Source organism: Trinickia sp. (genome assembly GCF_051954495.1).
Classification (GTDB): domain Bacteria; phylum Pseudomonadota; class Gammaproteobacteria; order Burkholderiales; family Burkholderiaceae; genus Trinickia.
This window is the reverse complement of sequence record NZ_JBQCHR010000044.1, coordinates 1-18275: the sequence shown is the minus strand read 5'-3', so window position 1 is coordinate 18275 and position 18275 is coordinate 1. Positions and strand designations below refer to the sequence as shown.

The following is an 18275-nucleotide window of genomic DNA, read 5'->3' as shown; positions in this document are numbered from 1 at the left end:
CGCTGTGCTGCGCGGCGCGGCAGGCATGGGCATTGCGTCGCAGGACGATGTCTTAACGTTCCAGTGGAGGATCCCCATGCCAGAACGCAAAACGCTCTCACGCGCGCATGCCGACAAGCGAGCCGGCAAGGCGCCCTCGACTCAGGCCGGTGAATTCGTCAAGGAGGAGATCGATCACGTGCGCAGCGGCAAGCACGGCGTGCGTTCGGCCAAGCAGGCCGTCGCGATCGGACTGTCCAAGGCGCGTCGCGCCGGCGTCGACTTAAAGCCGCCCAAAAAGGGGAAAACCAGCGAAGCCACGCGCAAGAAGGCCGAGAAAGACACGGCCGCGGGGCAGGGCAAGGCCAAGCATTCGGCCAGCACCGAAACGAAGGCCAAGCGCGCCCGCACGAGCGAGTCCGTGCTCAAGCGCGAGAGCACGCGCGGTGCGTCGCACGCCGCGGTGTCGAAGCAGGCGAAGTCGGCGGCAGCCAAGCGGCCGGCGGCCAGCCGGTCGGCCGCGGCTAAGAAGGCCGCGCACACCAAGGGCGCCGCCGCGCGCTCGGCTGCGGCGAAAAAGGCTGCGCGCACGCGCGCCGCCCGGGCGCACCATTGATTGATCGGTACGGCGGTGCGCAAGCAGGCTGCAAACGGCGCGCTGCCGTGTTGATCTGCATCAACAAAAAACGATAAAACGCCAAACAGGCCCCGCATCCGGAACGAACGCCCCGAATGCCTGACGGAACGCTCGATCGCGGGGCGGAGTTCCGAGCATTGCACCGGCCGTACACGCCTGTCGATGCGCGTTTACCTGATCCCCAAAACGAGGCGCTAGGCCCCCTCGCAGCTAAAGAATCGTTTGCGGCGAGTCGTTAACGCACGCATGAGCCGTTCCAAACAGCGGCTTCCTGTCTCGCCCCTCGTGTCGCGTGGGCGAGGGCAAACAAGAATCGAAACGGGGAAAGCACCTTGAACCAGCAACGAACGTCATGGACGCGGACGGCCGCGCCCGGCGAAGTCATCTATTCCGAAGGTTTCGCCGGGGAAGCGGTCCTTTACGTCATCACCGAAGGCAAGGTCGAACTCTCGACGCGCTGCGACGATAAGAAGGTGGTCCTCGCTACGCTCGGCAAAGGCGAATTCTTCGGCGAGGCGGTGCTGTTGCAAGCCGAGCCGCGCGCCCATACGGCAAAAGCCCTCGCATTCTGCCAACTCACGGTCGTCCACGCCAGCATGGTGGAGGAAGAACTCGAACGCGCGTCGCCGCTGCTGCGTCACGTCGTGCGCACCACGATCCGCCGCAGCCGTAAGAAGGACGATCTGCTCGCGACCTACACCCACGCCGATTTTCTGCCGGGGATCGTATCGTACGCGCACGTGCTCGCGCTGATGGCGGGCGCCGAAGGCATGGACGCAATGGATGGCCGCATGCGTCGCGGCCAGAGCGACGAAGTGGCGGTGCCCCTGCCGGAAGTGGTCAAGAAGTGCCGCGCCATCGCGGGCCATTCGCGCCCGCACGTCATGACGATGCTCAGCCGCATGGAAAAGCTAAACCTCGTGTCGTTGGGAACGGGCCGCGCCGAGCATCTGAGCGGCAATTCGCGAGCGGGCCAAGACGGCGCGTCGAACCGGCAGGTCGTGACGTTCGATCCCTCGCGCATCACCGAACGCGCTCAGCAGGTGGCCGACCAAGATCTCGACATCGCGATCAACAGCGAACTCGAACTGATCGAATTGTCCGATCTCGAGGCGCTGATCGGCGTCGAACGGAAGATGCTGCTGAACAAGCTGTCGCACGACGAGATCGCCGAGGACATGTTCGCGTTCCGCAAGACGAAGGTGTTGCATTACGTGGAAGAGAAGGGCGTGAGCTACTTCTCGAAACGCTCGCGCGGCAGCGGCGAGATCAAATCGCTCGAGGATATCGAGCACGTCGATCATCGCACGCTGTTCGACGCCGTGAGTTCGATGGACACCTACGACCTTGCCAAGCTCGCGGCATCGACTGCCGACACGGCTATCGTCGACAAGCTGTTCTCGGTGATGACCGAAGCGCGCAAGAAGGAAGTTTCGTGGGTCATGCGGCGCGATTTGAAACTCGATCAAGCCGAAGTGGACGACATCGAATTGCGCTTGCTCGAAACGATTCGCACGATCAAGGCCGCTAGCGGCCCTGCAAGCGCGAAGACAGCCTAGCCCGGGGTACTTATGGATTTGCTAACCGTCATCGGCGCGCTGTTCGGCGCGGCGGCCATCGGGGTGGGGTTCTGGCTCGAAGGCGGCCATTTCGGCACGCTGCTTCAAGGTGAAGCGTTCGTCATCGTGCTGGGCGGCACGCTGTCCGCCGTCATGATTCAAAACACGTGGTCGCGTTTCTTCGACGGCATCAAGCAACTGCATCTCGCGTTCATGAAGGCGCGGCAGGTCGATCGCAAGAGCTTATCGACGCTGCTCGAATGGGGCGATCAGGCGAAGCTGAACGGCATGCTCGCGTTCGAATCGATCGATGCGACGGGCATCAACGCGTTCGCCAAGCGCGGTTTGGAATTGCTCGCGAACGGCGTGTCGACGGCCGTGCTCGAGGACGCGCTGCATCGCGAACTGGCGGCATACGAGCGCAACCGCATGGCCGCCGCGCGCATTTGGCAGCAGGCGGGCGGCTATGCGCCAACATTCGGCATTCTCGGCGCCGTGCTCGGTCTCATTCATGTGACGGGTCACGTGCTCGAACCCGCCCAGCTCGGCAGCGGCATCGCCACGGCATTCACGGCCACGCTGTACGGGCTCGCGCTGGCCAACCTCGTCTTCCTCCCGCTCTACGGAAAGATCAAGGCGCAAGTCGATAGCGAGCTGCGTTTTCGCCGGCTTTACATGGATGGGCTGCTCGCCATATCCCGCAAGGAGTCGCCGCAGACGATCGAGACGCGGCTCGCGGCGGAAGTGCGCGAACGCGCGGCGGAGTCGCTCGGCTAGCCCGTTGCGGGGCCGTCCGAACGACCTCTCTGACCTATTTGAACGGAGCGCGCGCCGATGAGCATTCTCGCGGACAGCAAACGCCTGGCCTCGGGCGAGATCGGTCACGAGCATGACGACCACGCCGAAGAGCATTCCGAGCGATGGCTGATTTCGTACGCCGACCTCATTACGACGCTGATGGTGTTCTTTCTCGCGTTGTATGTGATCGAGCTGGCGAAGGATCGCGACCTGCAGACGAAGAAGTTCGAGGCGCAGGCCGCGACCGCGCGCGCTCAAAGCGCGGCGAGCCAAGCGGACAACGTGCGCAGGGCGGCGCAGGCGGCGTTGATCGCGCAGCTCGCGCCGCTGAGCGACGCGCATGCGATCACCGTCAGCCCCTCGTCGCAAGGCGTCGAGATCGCCATCAACGCGAAAGTCCTATTCGCGTCCGGCGACGCTAGGCTCTTGCCCGAGTCGCTCGACGTGCTGAGCCGCGTGGCCCAGGTGCTCGCCGGCCGGTCGGGCAAGAACATTCTCGTCGAAGGACACAGCGACAGCGTGCCGATCTCGAACGGCAAGTACGAATCGAACTGGGAACTGTCGGCCGCTCGCGCGGGCGCGGTCGTTCGATTCTTCGTCGATAAGGGCATCGAGCCGCACCGGCTCGCGGCGGTAGGGCGCGCCGACAACGTGCCGCTCGTATTGGGCGATGACGCGCAAGCACGCGCGGCCAACCGCCGGGTGACGATCCTCGTTCAATATTGACGGCGCCGGCGCACGCGACGCTAGACGGTCACGACGATTTTCCCGAACTGCTGGTTCGACTCCAGATAACGATGCGCCTCGACGATCTCCGAGAGGGCGAACGTGCGGTCGACGACGGGGACGAGCCGTCCTTCGGCTAGCGCGTCGAGAATAAAGCGCTTAGCGCGCGCGAAGCGCTCGGCGTGATGAATGACGCGCTTATAGGTGTAGCCGTGCACGCTGATGCGCTTGCCGAGCATTGGAAACAGCGGCATCGGCGTGGCATCGGGACTCAAGGCGCCGTAGACGATCGCCGTGCTGTCCTCCGACAGCGCTTCGGCAATCGCGTCGAATTGCGGCCCGGCGACAGGGTCGAACGCCACGCGCGCTCCCTTGCCGTCCGTCAATTCGCGCACCCGCGCCGCCAAATCCTCTTCTTGCGTCGCGATCACATGGTGAGCGCCCACTTTCAGCAACGCGTCGCGCTTCGCGCCGGTTCGCGTGGTCGCGATGACTTTCGCGCCGAGACAACGGGCGATTTGAATCGCGGCAATGCCGACGCTGCTGGACGCCGCCGTCACGATCACCGTGTCGCCGCGCTCGAGCTGCGCCAGATCGACGAGCGCGCCCCACGCCGTCACGTACTGCATCCAGACGGCTGCCGCCTGGGTCATGGTGAGCGTAGCCGGATGCTTCACGAGGTACGCCGCCGGCACATTGGCGAGTTCGCCATACGTGCCCCAGCGCGTGATCGAAGTCGGCGGCACTAGGCTGACCGCGTCGCCGATCGCCAACTCGTGTGCTTCCACGCCCGCGCCCAGCGCGGTCACGATGCCGGCGGCTTCGTAGCCGAGCCGTGCCGGGAACTGCGCAGCCTCGATATAGCGCCCCGTGCGAAACATCGATTCGGCACGGTTGACCCCGATCGCCTTGACCTGCAGCGTTACCTCCCCCGGACCCGGCGGCGGTACGTCGACGTCTTCGATCTTCAACACTTCGGGGCCGCCGTTTTGATGGAAGCGGACGATGCTCGGCATGACGATTCTCCGGTCGATGAAAAGGGAAAGAGCGCCCACTATAATTCGCGCTGAATCGTAGAAAAACGCCGCATTCAACCCTTCTATCGAAACAAAACGTTTCTAATCATGGATCGACTCACGAGCATGGCGATCTTCGCCAAGGCAGCCGAAGCGGGCTCGTTCGCGGCGGCCGGCGCGGCGCTCGGCATGTCCTCGCAGCTGGTGGGCAAGCATGTGCGCGCGCTCGAGGCGCGCTACGGCATGCAGCTCATCAACCGCACGACGCGCCGGCAAAGCCTGACCGAGGCGGGCCGCGCGTTCTACGAAGGCTGCAAAGCGGTGCTGGCCGAAGCGGAGGCGGTCGAGGCATTGACCGCGAACCTGCAGGCCGTCCCGCGCGGTACGCTGCGCGTCAACGCGCCCGTGAGCTTCGGCGCCTATCGGCTGGCGCCGGCGCTGGCGCGCTACCTGGCGGACCATCCGGAGGTGCAAGTCGAATTGACGTTGAGCGACCGTGTCGTCGATCTCGTCGACGAGGGCTACGACGCCGTCATCCGAATCGCGCCGCTGCCCGATTCGCGCATGATCGCCCGGCCGCTCACGCCGTACCGGCTCATCGTCTGCGCCTCGCCCGCGTACCTCGCGGCCCGGGGCACGCCGCGGCGGCCCGAGGATCTGGCCGATCACGAGTGCCTCGGTTTCGCGTACTGGGGGCGCCCGCCGGAGCCGGAATGGGTGCTGACGGGCGAGCGGACGACGACGAACGTTCGCGTCGGCGGCCGGCTGTCGATCAACAGCGGACAAGGGCTGCGGATGGCGGCGCTGGCCGGCCTCGGCATCATTCTCCAGCCGTTGGAGTTGCTCGACGACGACCTCGCATCCGGGCGCCTCGTGCGCGTTTTGCCCGGCTACGAAGCACCGCCGTTGCCGGTGCACCTGCTGTTCTCTCCCGATAGGCGACCCACGCCGAAGCTACGTAGCTTCATCGATTTCGTGACGGCCACGTTCGGTTGAACGGCACGAGTCGCCGCGCGCCGGCGCGCAATTTTGCGCGAATTTTGATGCGATTTTGGGCGCGCGTTTGGCCGCCATTCGGTCTACGACGGCTCGCCCGGACATAAGCGCGTCAATTTCGGACACGCGGATTGCGTCAGATTTCTTCGCCCGTCCAATCAAAACGCATTTGTCGAACGAATCGACGACGCTTCGGCGTGCGGTTCGTCATGCCGACACCGACACCCCAAGAACGAATAATCACGACACGGCAAGGAGTTCACTGATGCGGTTCCTGCGATGGATGGCCGCCGCCGCGGCCTGTACGGCAATGCTGTGCAGCACGGCCGCGCTCGCGGCGTCCGGCGCGGCCCGCGCATTCGCCGATCTGAATGACGCGAACGCGCCGGCGCTCGCTCAGCCGCAGCCATTCGTACCGGCTGCCTCATCGATTTCGCGCGCGTCATTGCCTTGCGCCGGCGCGGCCTACACGTTCGACGCGTCGCGTCTGGTCACACTCAACGCCGGCTACGCCTCGTATCGCATCTACAACCCCTCCACGGACAGCTACGATCAGGTCAAGGTGCGCGCCTACGATGGCTGTCCAACGGGACCTACGATCAACGTCGACCCGGGCCAGACGCTCAGCATTCGACTCAACAACCTGCTGCCGCCCGAATCGGCCGATACTTGCCCGCCCGATGCAGCGCACGACGCGCCGCACTGCTTCAACACCGTCAACATTCACCTGCACGGGATGCACGTTTCGCCGTCGGGCAATAGCGACAATGTCTTTCTGAGCGTGCCGCCGGGCGGGTCGCTCGACTATCGCTACGAGATTCCCCGCAATCACCCGGCCGGCACGTTCTGGTATCACTCGCATCGGCACGGCTCGACCGCCATCGACGCCGCGAGCGGCATGGAGGGCGTGCTGATCGTGCGGGGGCATCGCACGGTCGCGCATCGCGCGGCGAACGGCGGCATCGCCGACATCGACACAATCCTGCACGACGAGCGCCTGAAAAGACCTTTCCCCGAACACGTCTTCTTGTTCCAGCAGGTCGAGTACGGCTGCTTTGCGGACGCGAAAGCCGCGGCGCCGCTGGCCGACCCCGAGACGCACGAATGGGTGTGTCCGCCCGGGGGCGTGGGTGAGCTGCGAAACTACACGAATCAACTGAATTTCGTGGCCGATCCGCGCCCGGCGCACGCGGGGCAATTCAATTCGACGTGGGCGATTTCCGGCCGCTATACGCAGATCAACGGCGTCGTGCAACCGCAGTTTCCTTCCGCGAGCGGCTTCTTGCCTGCCGGCGAAATTCAGCGCTGGCGCCTCGTGCACGGAGGCGACCGGGACACGATCAACATGAAGGTCGTGCGCGCGAACGTGTCGGTGCTCGGCCGCGCGGGCGAGGGCGCCGCGACCGTCCAAGACATCGACGCGGGGGCGAGGGCGGCGAATGCGTTGCTGGCCGGCGTGCGCTCGCGCGCGCAACGAGCGACGACGCTCGATCGACTATGCGGCGGCGAGACGGTCAAGCAAGTCGAGATCGCGGTCGACGGGCTCACGCGCAACGCCATGGTCGAAAAGGACGTGAACACGCTGAACCCGGGCTACCGCAGCGACGTGCTCGTGGCATTTCCCAAGCCGGGCCTGTATTGCGTGCTGGACGAGGCGGCCGACGCGAGCGCGACGATCAACTTTCGCCCCGGCGCGGGCAATGTCAAGGACCGGCGTCTGCTGGCCTTGGTGCGCGTGGGCCCCGGCACGAACATCCCCGACTACACGCCCGACGGACTCGGGCATTCGAAGTACTGGCAATACGTGCGAAACCGGTTCGTCGCCGCGAACGGCGATTTGCCGGCTGACGTTCTAGGCGATCTGCGCTCGCTCGACACGAAGGTCTTCTCGCCGGAAAGACCGCTCACGGGCCTGGTCAACAAGCAGGTATCGATGCGGTTCGACATCGCCTTTTCGAACGGCGCGCTGCGGTTCATGATGAACGGGCAGACCTACGACCCGGCGCGCGTCGACTACACGGCCGTGCTCGGAACGACGGACGAGTGGCGACTGACCGCCGGCGCGGGTGGTCATCTCTTTCACATTCACGTGAATCCGTTCGAGATCGTCGATATTCTGGGCCCGAACGGCGCGTCGATATTCGACACCGCCGGCCATTGCACCGCCGCGGAACTCGCTACCGGCGACCGGCAATACTGCACGCTGCGCGGCGTCTTTCTCGATACCGTCTTCGTCAAAGCCGGCTATACGGTGGTCATGCGCACGCACTACCAGGACTTCACCGGCGAATTCGTCATGCATTGTCATATCCTCGATCACGAGGATTTCGGCATGATGCAAAACGTCGCCATCGTTTCGCCGACGACGGCGCTCATCTCTCGCATCACGCAGCCGCTGGCGGACGCGAAAGCGAGCGTCGACGCGTTCGTGGACAGGGTGCGCGATGGGGCGTTGGACGCGTGGCGCCCCGGCGCTCGGCGCGCGAGCGAACTCGCGCTCTCCGCCCCGATCTGCGGGGCGGGCAATGCGGCTACGCTCGCCGTCAAGTAGGGCCGCCGCGCGCGGCGCGACGGTGCTACGCATCGAAACCCATCTGGGCACGGCCGAGCGCGGTCAAATCGTCGGCGCTCGCGCGGCCTTCGAAGTCGACCTCGAAATCATCGGCCGGGAAATCGGGCGGGCTCTTGCCCTCTAGGAAGCTCGCGCGTTGCTTCGCAAGATAGGCATCGTTCTTCGCGCAGGACGGCAGGGCGCCGATATACATCACGTTGCTGTAGCCCGTGCCGCGATGGGCGTCTTCGACGGCGTGAATGACATCGCTGTGCCAGAACACCGTGTCGCCTGCATCCATCGTGGGGATCGAGGAAAGCGCGCGAAAGAGCGGCGCGTGATAGTCGGGGTTGATCGACAACGCCCGCCCGGGTTGTGCGCCGCATAGGTCGTCCTCTGCCACGTCGTCTTGCAGCGCGCGCAGGAGGATATAGACCATTGCGTTGGCGATCGGCACGAGCTGCAGCGTGCCGTCGCCCGGGCCTTGGCGCGTCAGCGCAGTCCATCCTTGGAACGTGCGGAACATCGAGCAGACGGCCGGGGATGCGATCTCCTCCACGTCGGTGCGCCACGCCGCGTCGAACGGATCGTAGTCGCGCCAGTGTCCGGAAAACACATGACGGTAGACCTTGCGGAAGTTGGACTCGATCCATCGTTCGACAGAGCCCCCATCGCAATGTGCGGACAGCCCGAGCGATGCCGAACCCGGGGGGCGGCGCCGCACGCGGTCCGCGTAGACCGGTACGCGATCGGGATCGAAATGCACGCGGCCCTCGCTTTGCGCGCGCCACAGCCGGTTCAGAAAGACGCGTGCTTGCGTCAACGCCGGGGACTGCCGCGCGAGCACTTGCGGTTTGGACCAATACACGCCGTAAATTTGGGGCTTGCTCGAGGCAAGCTGGCCGAAGTATTTATCCTCCGCCCGGTGGGGCAGCTTGGCGTCGAGACGATTTCGCTCGACGTAATCGGCAATGTCCCGATCCCATTGCTCGGCGAGCTTGCGGTCGAACACGCGGCGAATCACGCACGCGCCGCGTGCTTTGACTAGCGCGATATGTTCGGCGTCGACGCGTTGCGCGGCGATGTCCTCGAACGCGATCTCGGGGATCACGGATTCGCCGCGCTCGCGCAGCGCGGCGATGTGCGTTGCTTGCGCATTCATGTCGGCCTCGACCGCGGCGAATACGTCGCGATAATTGGGCAAGCGCGCGCGCAGTTCGCGCTTCGCGTGTCGGATCGCCGTGGGCAGGTCGTCGATTTTCAGTGGCATGGCCTCGTCTCCTTCACTTCGTGCATCGGTGCGTTTTAGTGGTGCTGCGATGTACAGAAGCGTACGCCGTGCGTCGATTCCAGGGTGATACTATTGCGCCAATTACTTTGCGGAAACAGCCATGAAGCCGGCCTATGAGTACGTGGACTTCGGCGATCGCTGTTCGGTGCGGGTCTACCATCGGCGGCTGCCGCGCATTCCGTTCGAATGGCACCATCACCCCGAGTACGAACTCACCTTGACGATGAACAGCCGAGGCAAGCGCTATATCGGCGATTCGATCGCCGCCTACGGCGCCGACGATCTCGTGCTCGTTCCGCCGAATTTGCCGCATACGTGGGCGTCGAATCGCTCCATCGACGCAGCGAGCCCGCAAGTGGCCGTCGTCGTCTGGTTCGATGGGGCATGGGTGCGCCGGTTCGTCGACCTCTGTCCCGAATACGCGGGATTGCTCAATCTTTTGCGGCGCGCCGCCAGCGGGCTCGCCTTCGGCGAAGGGGCGGGCGCGCGCATGCGCGCCACGCTCGATCGATTGCTGAGCGCCGATTCGCGGGAACGCTTGAAAGCGGTGCTCGATGTCCTCGATGATTTGTCCGATGCGCCCGCGGCGCCGCTCGCCTCGCCGAGCGCCTTCGATGCCAAGACGGGCAAAGGCGCCCCGTCGGGCCACGAGCCCGACCAGATCCACCGCGTGCTCGCATTGATCGAGACGGGCTATGCGAGCCCGTTGCGCCTGGCGACCCTCGCGAAAGCCGCGGGCTTGTCCGAGCGCACGCTTACGCGCCGCTTCAGCCAGCACTTGGGCGAGAGCGTCGCGCGCTATGTCACGCGCGTCCGGATCGGTCATGCATGCCGCCTGCTGACCGATTCGTCCATGCCGGTTTCCGTCGTCGCCGCCCGCGCCGGGTTCGCGAACGTCGCCAATTTCAACCGTCAATTCAAGGCGGCCAAACGGATGACGCCGGCCGAATACCGCCGGCAATTCGCCGGCGCGCGACATGCCGAAGACGATATGACGGCACGGCTCACCGAGCGCTCGCCGTCGCTTGGCCCGCGCCGTCAAAGACGCAAGTCGTCGTGAAGATTTTCGAGAAGTACCTGGCGCAGGCGATCGAAACGGTGCGCACGGACTACGCGACAGCGGGCTGACGCTCAGCCGAAAGCTTGCCTTTGAGCCAGCGATAGAACTGCAAAATGGCCGCTTCGCGCGGGTGGCCTTCGCGCCAGGTGAAGAAATAGTCGAGAGAGGCGGGAATGCGCACGTGGCCGAGCTGCACCAGTTCACCGCGCTGCAGGTAGCCCTGCGCGAGCTGCAGCCGCGCCGTCGCCGCGCCTTGCCCGTTCACCGTCGCCTGCAGCAGCAGACCCGCATCGTCGAAGACGGGGCCGCGTTCGGGTTCGTCGGCTCGCAGAGCGGCCGCCTCGAAGAAATCTCGCCATGATCGACGCGAGAAATGCAGGAGCGGCATGCTCGGCAAATCCTCCATTCGGAAGTTCGGATAGCGCGCGAGCAGGGCCGGGCTGCAGACGGCGATGACCTGGTCGTCGAGCAGCTTGCGGATTTCGAACCCCGGTTCGTCCACGCGCCGGTGCCAGATGCCGATGTCCACCGAGTACGGATCGGGCGGCGCGACGTCCGCGTGCATATGCAGCGACAAATCGATGAGCGGATGCTGGTCGTAGAAATCGCCGAGCCTGGGAATGAGCCAGATCGATAGGAAGTCCGACATCGCACTGAGTTCGAGCCGCGTCGCCCCGTGAGCGCCTCGCGCCCCGCGACGGGCCGCGTCGAGCGCGTCGCGCAGATCGTCGAGGCTGTGCCGCACGCGCTCGGCCAATTGCGCGCCCGCCGCGGTTGGAATCATGCGTGCCCCGGCGCGCCGAAACAGCTCGACGCCGAGCTGCGCTTCGAGGCCGCGCAAATGATGGCTCACCGCGCTGTGCGTCAAATGCAATTCTTCGGCGGCGCGGCTGAAGCTGCGGCGTCGAGCGGCCGCTTCGAGCGCGCGTAGCGCCTGCAGGGGAGGAAGCGAGGTGCTCATGCCGTCAAATTCTACTCACATTACCCTGAAAAATCTCTCGCTGGCATGCGCTCCTGCGCTCGCCAATAATCGAACCCTTCCTCCATCGCCTGTTTTTGCGATTCACCATGACTTCGACTCAATGCCGGCTACTCGCCGTTTTCGCCTTCGGGTACTTCGTGTCGTACGTGTTTCGCGGCGTCAATCTCGCATTCGCGCCGCGGCTCATCCATGACTTCGGGCTCTCGTCCTCGGATCTCGGCACGTTGACGAGTCTCTACTTTCTGGGATTCGCCGGCGCGCAGCTCCCGGTCGGCGTACTGCTCGATCGGTTCGGCGCGCGCCGGGTCACCGCGGGCGTGATGCTGATCGCCGCGATCGGCGCGCTACTGTTCAGCTTGGCGGGCGGCCTCGGTTCGATGATGCTGGGCCGCTTTCTGATCGGCGTCGGCGTTTCGGTGTGCCTGGGCGGCGCGTTCAAGGCGACGGCGCAGCATTTTCCGGTCGGCCAGCTCACGCTCGTCAACGGCGTCGTCATGGCGGTGGGCGGTTTGGGCGGGGTCGCGGTCGGGGCGCCGTTGACCTGGCTCTTGTCGATGGCCGGCTGGCGTACGATCGGCATCGGGTTGGCGATTCTCACGACCGTTGCCGCCGTGGCGGTCTGGGTGGGTGCGCCTTCGGTTTCCGAGCGCCCCGCTCAGGCGAGCGTCGTCGAACAATTCAAGGGCGCCTGGCATGTGCTGAGCAGCCGGGCATTTTGGAAACTCACGGCATTCTCGGGCCTTACGCAGAGCGTCTTTTACGCCATGCAATCGCTCTGGGTGGGGGCTTTCCTGCGCGACGTCGTTCCGGCGGGCGCCCACGCCGGCGCATCGCGGGTCGCGACGCTCGTGTCGCTGCTGGGCGCGGCCTTCATCGCGGGTAATCTCGGCTTCGGCGCGCTGGCCCGCGTATTGGAGCGGCGCGGCGTGAGCGTGTATTTATCCTCGGGCGTGACGATGGCGCTGTTCGTGCTCGTGCAAGCGCTGATCGCGGCGCGCGCGCCGATCCCCGAGGCGGTGCTGTGGGCCGCTTACGGCGCGCTGGGCGGGACCGGCATCTTGACGTACGCCGTCATGGCCGAACATTTTCCCGCGCGCCTCATCGGGCGTGTGAATACGTCGCTGAACCTCGTCATCTTTTTTGCGATCTTCGCGCTGCAGGTGGCGATCGGCGCTGCGCTCGGACACTGGCCGATGCAGGCCGGCCGCTATCCCGCTGCCGCGCACGAGACCGTGTGGACCGTGCTCATCGCGCTCCAGGCGATCGCGGCCGTATGGTACTTCGTGCCGACGCTGCCTACGCGTTCCGTGGCGCGCGTCGAGGCGAAAGCGGCGGTGTAGGCTCATAACGGGCGGGCACACGGCGCTGCGACGGGATGGTTGTGTATGCATCTAAATCGATGTGCAATGCCCGCTGATCCGCTCGACAAGGCGAGAAACGAGTGCCGCTCGAAATCGGCGCTCGCGCGAAGAATTTGTCTTCAATCGGGGGAATCGGTAGACAAAAGAATAAATTCCACTCGTCGCGTGCGCGGACACTATCCGGTGCTTGGCGCTCGCTCGGGCAAGGGACGTGATGCCTGCGACATGGTCGGGGTCTGGACGCGCCGAGGATGACATCGCCCGCGAATGAGGCGATGATGACGCGCAGCGCGCACCCCATCGCCGCGCCCCACAATTTATTTCATGTATGGGTATCGCAATGTTCGAACACGTCGAAGCCTATCCGGGCGACCCGATTCTCTCGCTCAACGAGGATTTCCAGAAAGACCCGCGCGACCGGAAGGTCAACCTCAGCATCGGCATCTACTTCGATGAAGACGGCCGCATTCCTGTGATGGAAGCCGTGCGCGAGGCCGAGTCGGTGCAATTGCGCGAGATCGGTCCGAAACCGTATCTGCCGATGGTCGGCATGGCGCAATACCGCGATGCCGTGCAGGCATTGGTGTTCGGCGAAGAAAACCCGGCGCGCAAAGCGAATCGGATCGCGACGGTGCAAACGCTGGGCGGTTCGGGGGCGCTGAAGGTGGGCGCCGATTTTCTGAAGCGCTACTTTCCCGATTCGCAGGTATGGCTCAGCGATCCCAGCTGGGAAAACCACCGTTTCATCTTCGAGCGCGCCGGCATCAAGGCGAATACGTACCCCTACTACGACGAGGCAACGGGCGGCTTGAAGTTCGACGCGATGCGTGCCGCGATCGATGCGCTGCCGCCGCGCAGCATCGTGCTGCTGCACGCGTGTTGCCACAACCCGACCGGCGTCGACCTCGATGAAAGCCAGTGGCGAAGCTTGATCGACGTGATCGACGCGCGTGCTCTGTTGCCGTTCGTCGACATGGCGTATCAGGGCTTCGGCGCGGGGCTCGACGCGGACGCGTTCGCCGTGCGCGAACTGGCCCGGCGGGGGCTGCCGGCTTTGGTGGCGAATTCCTTCTCGAAGAATTTTTCGCTCTATGGCGAGCGCATTGGCGGGTTGAGCGTGATTTGCGAGAGTGCCGAGGCGGCCGCGCGCGTGCTGGGCCAATTGGCCGGTGCGGTGCGTTCGAACTACAGCAATCCGCCCGTTCACGGCGCGAAGATCGTATCGACCGTGCTCAATACGCCGTCGTTGCGCAAGCAGTGGGAGAACGAACTTTCAGCTATGTGCCAACGTATCGCGCGCATGCGGCAGTCGATTCACGACAGCTTGCGCGAGCACGTGAGCGGCGAGGCGCTCACGCGTTACGTCAAGCAGCGCGGGATGTTCACGTATACGGGGTTGACCGAGTCGCAAGTCGAAGCGCTGCGCGAAGTTCACGGCGTGTACATTTTGCGCTCCGGCCGGATGTGCGTCGCGGCCTTGAACGATTCGAACGTCGCGATCGTTGCCGACGCAATCGGGAAGGTGCTCAAGAGCGGGGTTTAGCGTCGCGGGCATGGGTTTCTGCAAACGGCACTACGAACAACCGTAATGCCGTTGAGTAGAGAGCGGGATATTCATGCGCCGAGTTAAAATCGACCGGCGCAAGCCCTTACGGGGCGCCCGCTCACTATTTCGATAATCGGAGACGCTATGTTCGATCTTTCCACGTTGAGTACGTTCGTCGCCGTGGTCCTCGGTCTTTTTCTCATTCCGGGGCCGGCGGTGCTGCTGGTGCTCAGCCGGACGGTGCAAGGCGGGCGTAAAGCGGGCATTCTCACGGGCCTCGGCGTGGCAACCGGCGATTTCGTGCACACGCTGTTTGCGTCGGTCGGTCTATCCGCGTTGTTGATGACGTCCGCGCTGGCCTTCAACGTGGTCAAGATCGTGGGCGCCGCGTATCTCGTCTACCTCGGCGTACGCGCGCTGATGGAAAAGCCGAGCGATCCGTCGTTGCCGAAGATCGCATCGGTCACGCCGGGCAAGGCTTTTCTCCAAGCCATTCCGGCCGAGGTGCTCAACCCGAAGACGGCGTTGTTCTTCCTCGCGTTCATGCCGCAATTCGTCCATCCGGAACATGGGTCGACGTTCGCGCAGTTCGCTGTGCTCGGGCTGATTTTCGTAGGGCTCAGTGCCATTTATACGACGCTCGTCGTCTTGTCGATTCGGCCGTTGGGGCGACTGGTGAAGCGCTTGTCGTGGCTCGGCCGCTGGCAAGGCAAGATCATCGGTTCGATCTTCATCTCGCTTGGGCTCAAGGTGGCCACGCAGCATCGGTGATGGGCAGGGCGCTTGCGCGGCGCGGCAATTGCGCAACGGCCCGTTGCACAGACGTACAGCCCTATCGGGGAACGAGAGACGCCTCGCCGCCTGAATGCAGCCATTCCGATCTTCCATGACAGAACCGCGTTTAACGTTCCTTGACCAGAATGAGTGGGAAAACTGGTTGACCCAAAACGGCGGTACTTCGACCGGGGTGTGGCTGCGCCTTGCTAAAAAAGGCGCAGAGCAGCCGACGTTGACGTACGAAGCGGCAGTGGAAAGCGCCCTTTGCCATGGTTGGATCGACGGTCAAAAGCAGACTGAAAACGAAGAATATTGGTTGCAGCGCTTCACTCGGCGTTCCGCAAGAAGCATCTGGTCTCGGCTCAATAAAGATCGGGCCGAAGCGCTGATCGCCGCGGGCAGAATGCGGCCCGCGGGCATGCGCGAAATCGAGAGAGCTAAGGAGGACGGCCGCTGGGAGGCCGCGTATACGTCACCCAGCAACTCGGTCGTACCTGACGACCTGCGGGCCGCTCTGGATGCCAATCCCAAGGCCAGTGCGTTCTTTGCGACGCTGAGCGGCCGAAACCGCTATGCCATCTTGTTTCGGATACAGAACGCAAAAAAGCCTGCAACGCGGGCGCGCAAGATCGACGAGTTCGTCGACATGCTGAATCGCGGCGAGACGATTCACGCCTAAATGTCGATCGAGCACGATCGATTCCGGCGGCAGTCGAAGCGTCCAGTGGTGCCCGGGACCGGACTCGAACCGGCAAGCCGTGAGGCGGCGGATTTTCGTCACACTGCGTCTTTCGACGCCGGCGAGATCGCTATCGCCGTTCGTGCGCTGGACTATGCCTTCGCCATCGTTGCGTGCACGAGGCTCGCTCGTGCGCGCCGCATTAGGCGCCCCCCGTCTAGTCTCTACACCTTCCGCGAAGCGGCCTGACGTGGCAGGCCATGTTTTCGGGCTTGGCTCGGCGTTGCCTCGGCGCGGTATCGAAGGTGACTTGCTCGCGCAAGCACCTGGGCGCCAGGGGATTCGCCGAATTTGAAGGGTTCTGCACCGGCCGTTTCCGGCCGGGCACTCAATTGCTTAAGTCCGCTATGTTTACCAATTTCATCACCCGGGCAGGGCGGACGCGATTCTACCACCGCTCGAGCGCCGCGCACCCCAAAACGTCGATGCGCGCCGAGGGCATGGCCTGAACGATCCTCGGCTAAAATGACGCCCTTCGAAAATCAGGACCGCCGATGACCAAGCCACCGCTTTCTTTGCTCGCGCTGCTCTCGATCGCACCGATCCTAGCCGGTGGTTGTTCGCTGTACGCCAATCCGAGCGCGTGCGAAGCGCAAATGCGCCGCGCGGCCGCGCAAGCCGAGCCGGCGGCAACGCTGTCCATTTCGCATGTCGGCGTCGGTATCAAGGGCTCTCGAGTCGTCGTCGAAGGCGCGCTCAAGACAGCCGCGCCGCCGCCCGCTGATCCAGTGGACGCTCCGGATGCAGCCGCCGTCTCGCCTAGCTCGGCGACGCAGGCGAGCGAACCGGCAAAGCCGGCGAAACCGATCGTCAAGGCCGCCGCGCTCGAGTGCACGTTCGACGAAGACAGATTGACCGCCGCGCGTTGGCTCGCACCGGCTGAACTGGCGAACCCGCCGGCGCCCGACGCGTCGAACGGCTAAGGGCCGCCCGCCGCATCGCCTGCACCGTGCGGTGCTAGCATGTCCGCTGTATCCGTTCGAACGGAACGAGGAGGCGGCCATGGATGGCTTCGTGCGGCATCAAATGGAGGGCGTGTCGGTCGACATTCAGATCGTGCCGGCGTCGCCGAGCGGCTTCGCGGCACGCTACAGAGTTTCGGGCGACGCGGGCGACGAAGCCGACTGGCCCGTCGTGCACCTGGCTCAAGGCCCGTTCGCCACGATGCAGCAAGCCGAGGAAGCCGCCAAATCGGCCGCGCTCCAGCATATCCTCGAGCGCGGGCAGCCACCGCACTGACTGTCTTCGCCACACCCGATTCCCGCTCCGATCGCCCCGTCGGCGGCTTGTTCGGCATGTGTTTTTGCACAGGCCTCGCCGGGCCCGGTAAAATGCTCGGCTGATTCATTCACCCACTGGCGGCGAAAGCGCAAGGATTTCCCGAACATGACCGATTTTCGTTTTACCTCGCGGTTCGCCGCTTTGGTTTTGGCCGGCGGCCTCGTTGCCGGTTGCAGCACGTCGTCGCCCACCAAGGTCGACTACAAGAGCGATTCGAAGTCGAAGCAAGCGTCGCTCGCCGTTCCGCCCAATCTCCTAGACGAAGCAGCCGACCAGCGCTCGCTGCCGCCCCAAAGCGGCCAGGCGTCGTTGTCCGGGCTCACTCAGGTTCAAAAGGCCGCGCCGCCGGAAAATGCGGTGATGCCGCCCGTCAAGGGCATGCATATTCAACGCGACGGCACCGAGAGCTGGCTCGTCATCGATAGCCGCTCCCCGGACCAAGTCTGGCCGCAAATCCGCCGCTTCTGGCAGGAGCAAGGCTTCCTGCTCGTCGTCGATCAGCGCGACAAGCACGTGCTCGAAACCGATTGGAACGAAACGCGCCCGCAGATCAACGAAGGCTTGATCCGCAATACGCTTTCCAAGGCAATGGGCAATTCGTATGTCGCGGCCGAACGCAACAAGTTCCGCACCCGGCTCGAGTCGGCCCCGAACGGCGGCACGTACGTGTTCATCAGCCAAAAGGGTATGCGCGAAGCGCTGACGGGTGTCAACAACGACTCGTCGTCGTGGGAGCCCAAGCCGAACGATCCCGCGCTCGAATTGGAGTATCTGAAGCGGCTGATGAGCGGCCTCGCGCTGGCCGACGCACGCGGCGACTCGGCCAGCATCGCCGCGGCCGACATCGCCCCCGACGCTGCGAGTTCGACGGCGGCGACGAAGCCCGGCAAGGGCAATGCCGACGAAGCCGCCATCGCCGCGCGCAACGCTGCGATGTCCGCGCAAGCGGCAGCGCCGGCGCGTCAACCGACCAACG

The 18275-nt window shown here is 64.5% G+C and carries 18 protein-coding genes; 15 read left to right on the top strand and 3 right to left on the bottom strand.

What is annotated here, in order from left to right:
- Positions 1–76 precede the first annotated feature (76 nt).
- The 4 genes from ACTHNR_RS07380 (at position 77) to ACTHNR_RS07365 (ending at position 3699) form a co-directional block, all read left to right on the top strand.
- The gene (locus tag ACTHNR_RS07380; RefSeq protein WP_440546918.1) at positions 77–595 is read left to right on the top strand and encodes a DUF6496 domain-containing protein; all 519 of its coding nucleotides are present in this window, start codon (positions 77–79) and stop codon (positions 593–595) included.
- A 353-nt stretch (positions 596–948) separates the two neighbouring features.
- Positions 949–2175, top strand: coding sequence for a Crp/Fnr family transcriptional regulator (locus ACTHNR_RS07375; protein WP_440546917.1), 1227 nt, complete (start codon positions 949–951; stop codon positions 2173–2175).
- Positions 2176–2187: 12 nt separating this feature from the next.
- Positions 2188–2952: a flagellar motor protein gene (locus ACTHNR_RS07370; RefSeq protein WP_440546916.1), complete on the top strand. Its 765-nt coding sequence runs from the start codon at positions 2188–2190 to the stop codon at positions 2950–2952.
- A gap of 57 nt (positions 2953–3009) precedes the next feature.
- Positions 3010–3699 carry an OmpA/MotB family protein gene (locus ACTHNR_RS07365; RefSeq protein WP_440546915.1) on the top strand — a complete coding sequence of 230 codons (690 nt, stop codon included), beginning with the start codon at positions 3010–3012 and terminating at the stop codon, positions 3697–3699.
- Positions 3700–3719: 20 nt separating this feature from the next.
- Here the strand turns inward: ACTHNR_RS07365 and ACTHNR_RS07360 are convergent, their stop codons facing one another.
- Positions 3720–4715: a zinc-dependent alcohol dehydrogenase family protein gene (locus ACTHNR_RS07360; RefSeq protein WP_440546914.1), complete on the bottom strand. Its 996-nt coding sequence runs from the start codon at positions 4713–4715 to the stop codon at positions 3720–3722.
- On the opposite strand from ACTHNR_RS07360, the gene ACTHNR_RS07355 reads away from it, so the two are divergent.
- The 3 genes from ACTHNR_RS07355 (at position 4714) to ACTHNR_RS07345 (ending at position 8262) form a co-directional block, all read left to right on the top strand.
- A complete protein-coding gene (locus ACTHNR_RS07355) occupies positions 4714–4776 on the top strand; it encodes a hypothetical protein (protein WP_440546938.1) in 63 nt (20 codons plus the stop codon). The genes ACTHNR_RS07360 and ACTHNR_RS07355 overlap by 2 nt on opposite strands.
- 47 nt (positions 4777–4823) lie before the next feature.
- Positions 4824–5711 (top strand): LysR substrate-binding domain-containing protein, encoded by an 888-nt coding sequence (locus ACTHNR_RS07350; RefSeq protein ID WP_440546913.1) that lies wholly within the window; start codon positions 4824–4826, stop codon positions 5709–5711.
- A 265-nt stretch (positions 5712–5976) separates the two neighbouring features.
- Positions 5977–8262, top strand: coding sequence for a multicopper oxidase family protein (locus ACTHNR_RS07345; protein ID WP_440546912.1), 2286 nt, complete (start codon positions 5977–5979; stop codon positions 8260–8262).
- A 25-nt stretch (positions 8263–8287) separates the two neighbouring features.
- On the opposite strand, the gene ACTHNR_RS07340 is transcribed toward ACTHNR_RS07345, so the two are convergent.
- The gene (locus ACTHNR_RS07340; protein WP_440546911.1) at positions 8288–9532 is read right to left on the bottom strand and encodes a DUF1479 domain-containing protein; all 1245 of its coding nucleotides are present in this window, start codon (positions 9530–9532) and stop codon (positions 8288–8290) included.
- A gap of 121 nt (positions 9533–9653) precedes the next feature.
- Here ACTHNR_RS07340 and ACTHNR_RS07335 point away from each other — a divergent pair, with 121 nt between their 5' ends.
- Positions 9654–10613, top strand: coding sequence for a helix-turn-helix domain-containing protein (locus ACTHNR_RS07335; protein WP_440546910.1), 960 nt, complete (start codon positions 9654–9656; stop codon positions 10611–10613).
- Between the two features lie 49 nt (positions 10614–10662).
- On the opposite strand, the gene ACTHNR_RS07330 is transcribed toward ACTHNR_RS07335, so the two are convergent.
- Positions 10663–11574 (bottom strand): LysR substrate-binding domain-containing protein, encoded by a 912-nt coding sequence (locus ACTHNR_RS07330; protein ID WP_440546909.1) that lies wholly within the window; start codon positions 11572–11574, stop codon positions 10663–10665.
- Between the two features lie 107 nt (positions 11575–11681).
- Here ACTHNR_RS07330 and ACTHNR_RS07325 point away from each other — a divergent pair, with 107 nt between their 5' ends.
- The 7 genes from ACTHNR_RS07325 to bamC all read left to right on the top strand — a co-directional run.
- Positions 11682–12935 carry an MFS transporter gene (locus tag ACTHNR_RS07325; protein ID WP_440546908.1) on the top strand — a complete coding sequence of 418 codons (1254 nt, stop codon included), beginning with the start codon at positions 11682–11684 and terminating at the stop codon, positions 12933–12935.
- Between the two features lie 361 nt (positions 12936–13296).
- On the top strand, positions 13297–14499 hold the full coding sequence (locus tag ACTHNR_RS07320; protein WP_440546907.1) for an amino acid aminotransferase: 1203 nt from the start codon (positions 13297–13299) through the stop codon (positions 14497–14499).
- 147 nt (positions 14500–14646) lie between these two features.
- A complete protein-coding gene (locus tag ACTHNR_RS07315; RefSeq protein WP_440546906.1) occupies positions 14647–15273 on the top strand; it encodes a LysE family translocator in 627 nt (208 codons plus the stop codon).
- 115 nt (positions 15274–15388) lie between these two features.
- The gene (locus ACTHNR_RS07310) at positions 15389–15958 is read left to right on the top strand and encodes a YdeI/OmpD-associated family protein (protein WP_440546905.1); all 570 of its coding nucleotides are present in this window, start codon (positions 15389–15391) and stop codon (positions 15956–15958) included.
- A 554-nt stretch (positions 15959–16512) separates the two neighbouring features.
- On the top strand, positions 16513–16941 hold the full coding sequence (locus ACTHNR_RS07305; RefSeq protein WP_440546904.1) for a hypothetical protein: 429 nt from the start codon (positions 16513–16515) through the stop codon (positions 16939–16941).
- A 79-nt stretch (positions 16942–17020) separates the two neighbouring features.
- Positions 17021–17257, top strand: a complete 237-nt coding sequence (locus tag ACTHNR_RS07300; RefSeq protein ID WP_440546903.1) for a hypothetical protein — start codon at positions 17021–17023, stop codon at positions 17255–17257.
- A 147-nt stretch (positions 17258–17404) separates the two neighbouring features.
- The coding region (gene bamC / locus ACTHNR_RS07295) for an outer membrane protein assembly factor BamC (protein WP_440546902.1) at positions 17405–18275 on the top strand (871 nt) is incomplete at its 3' end.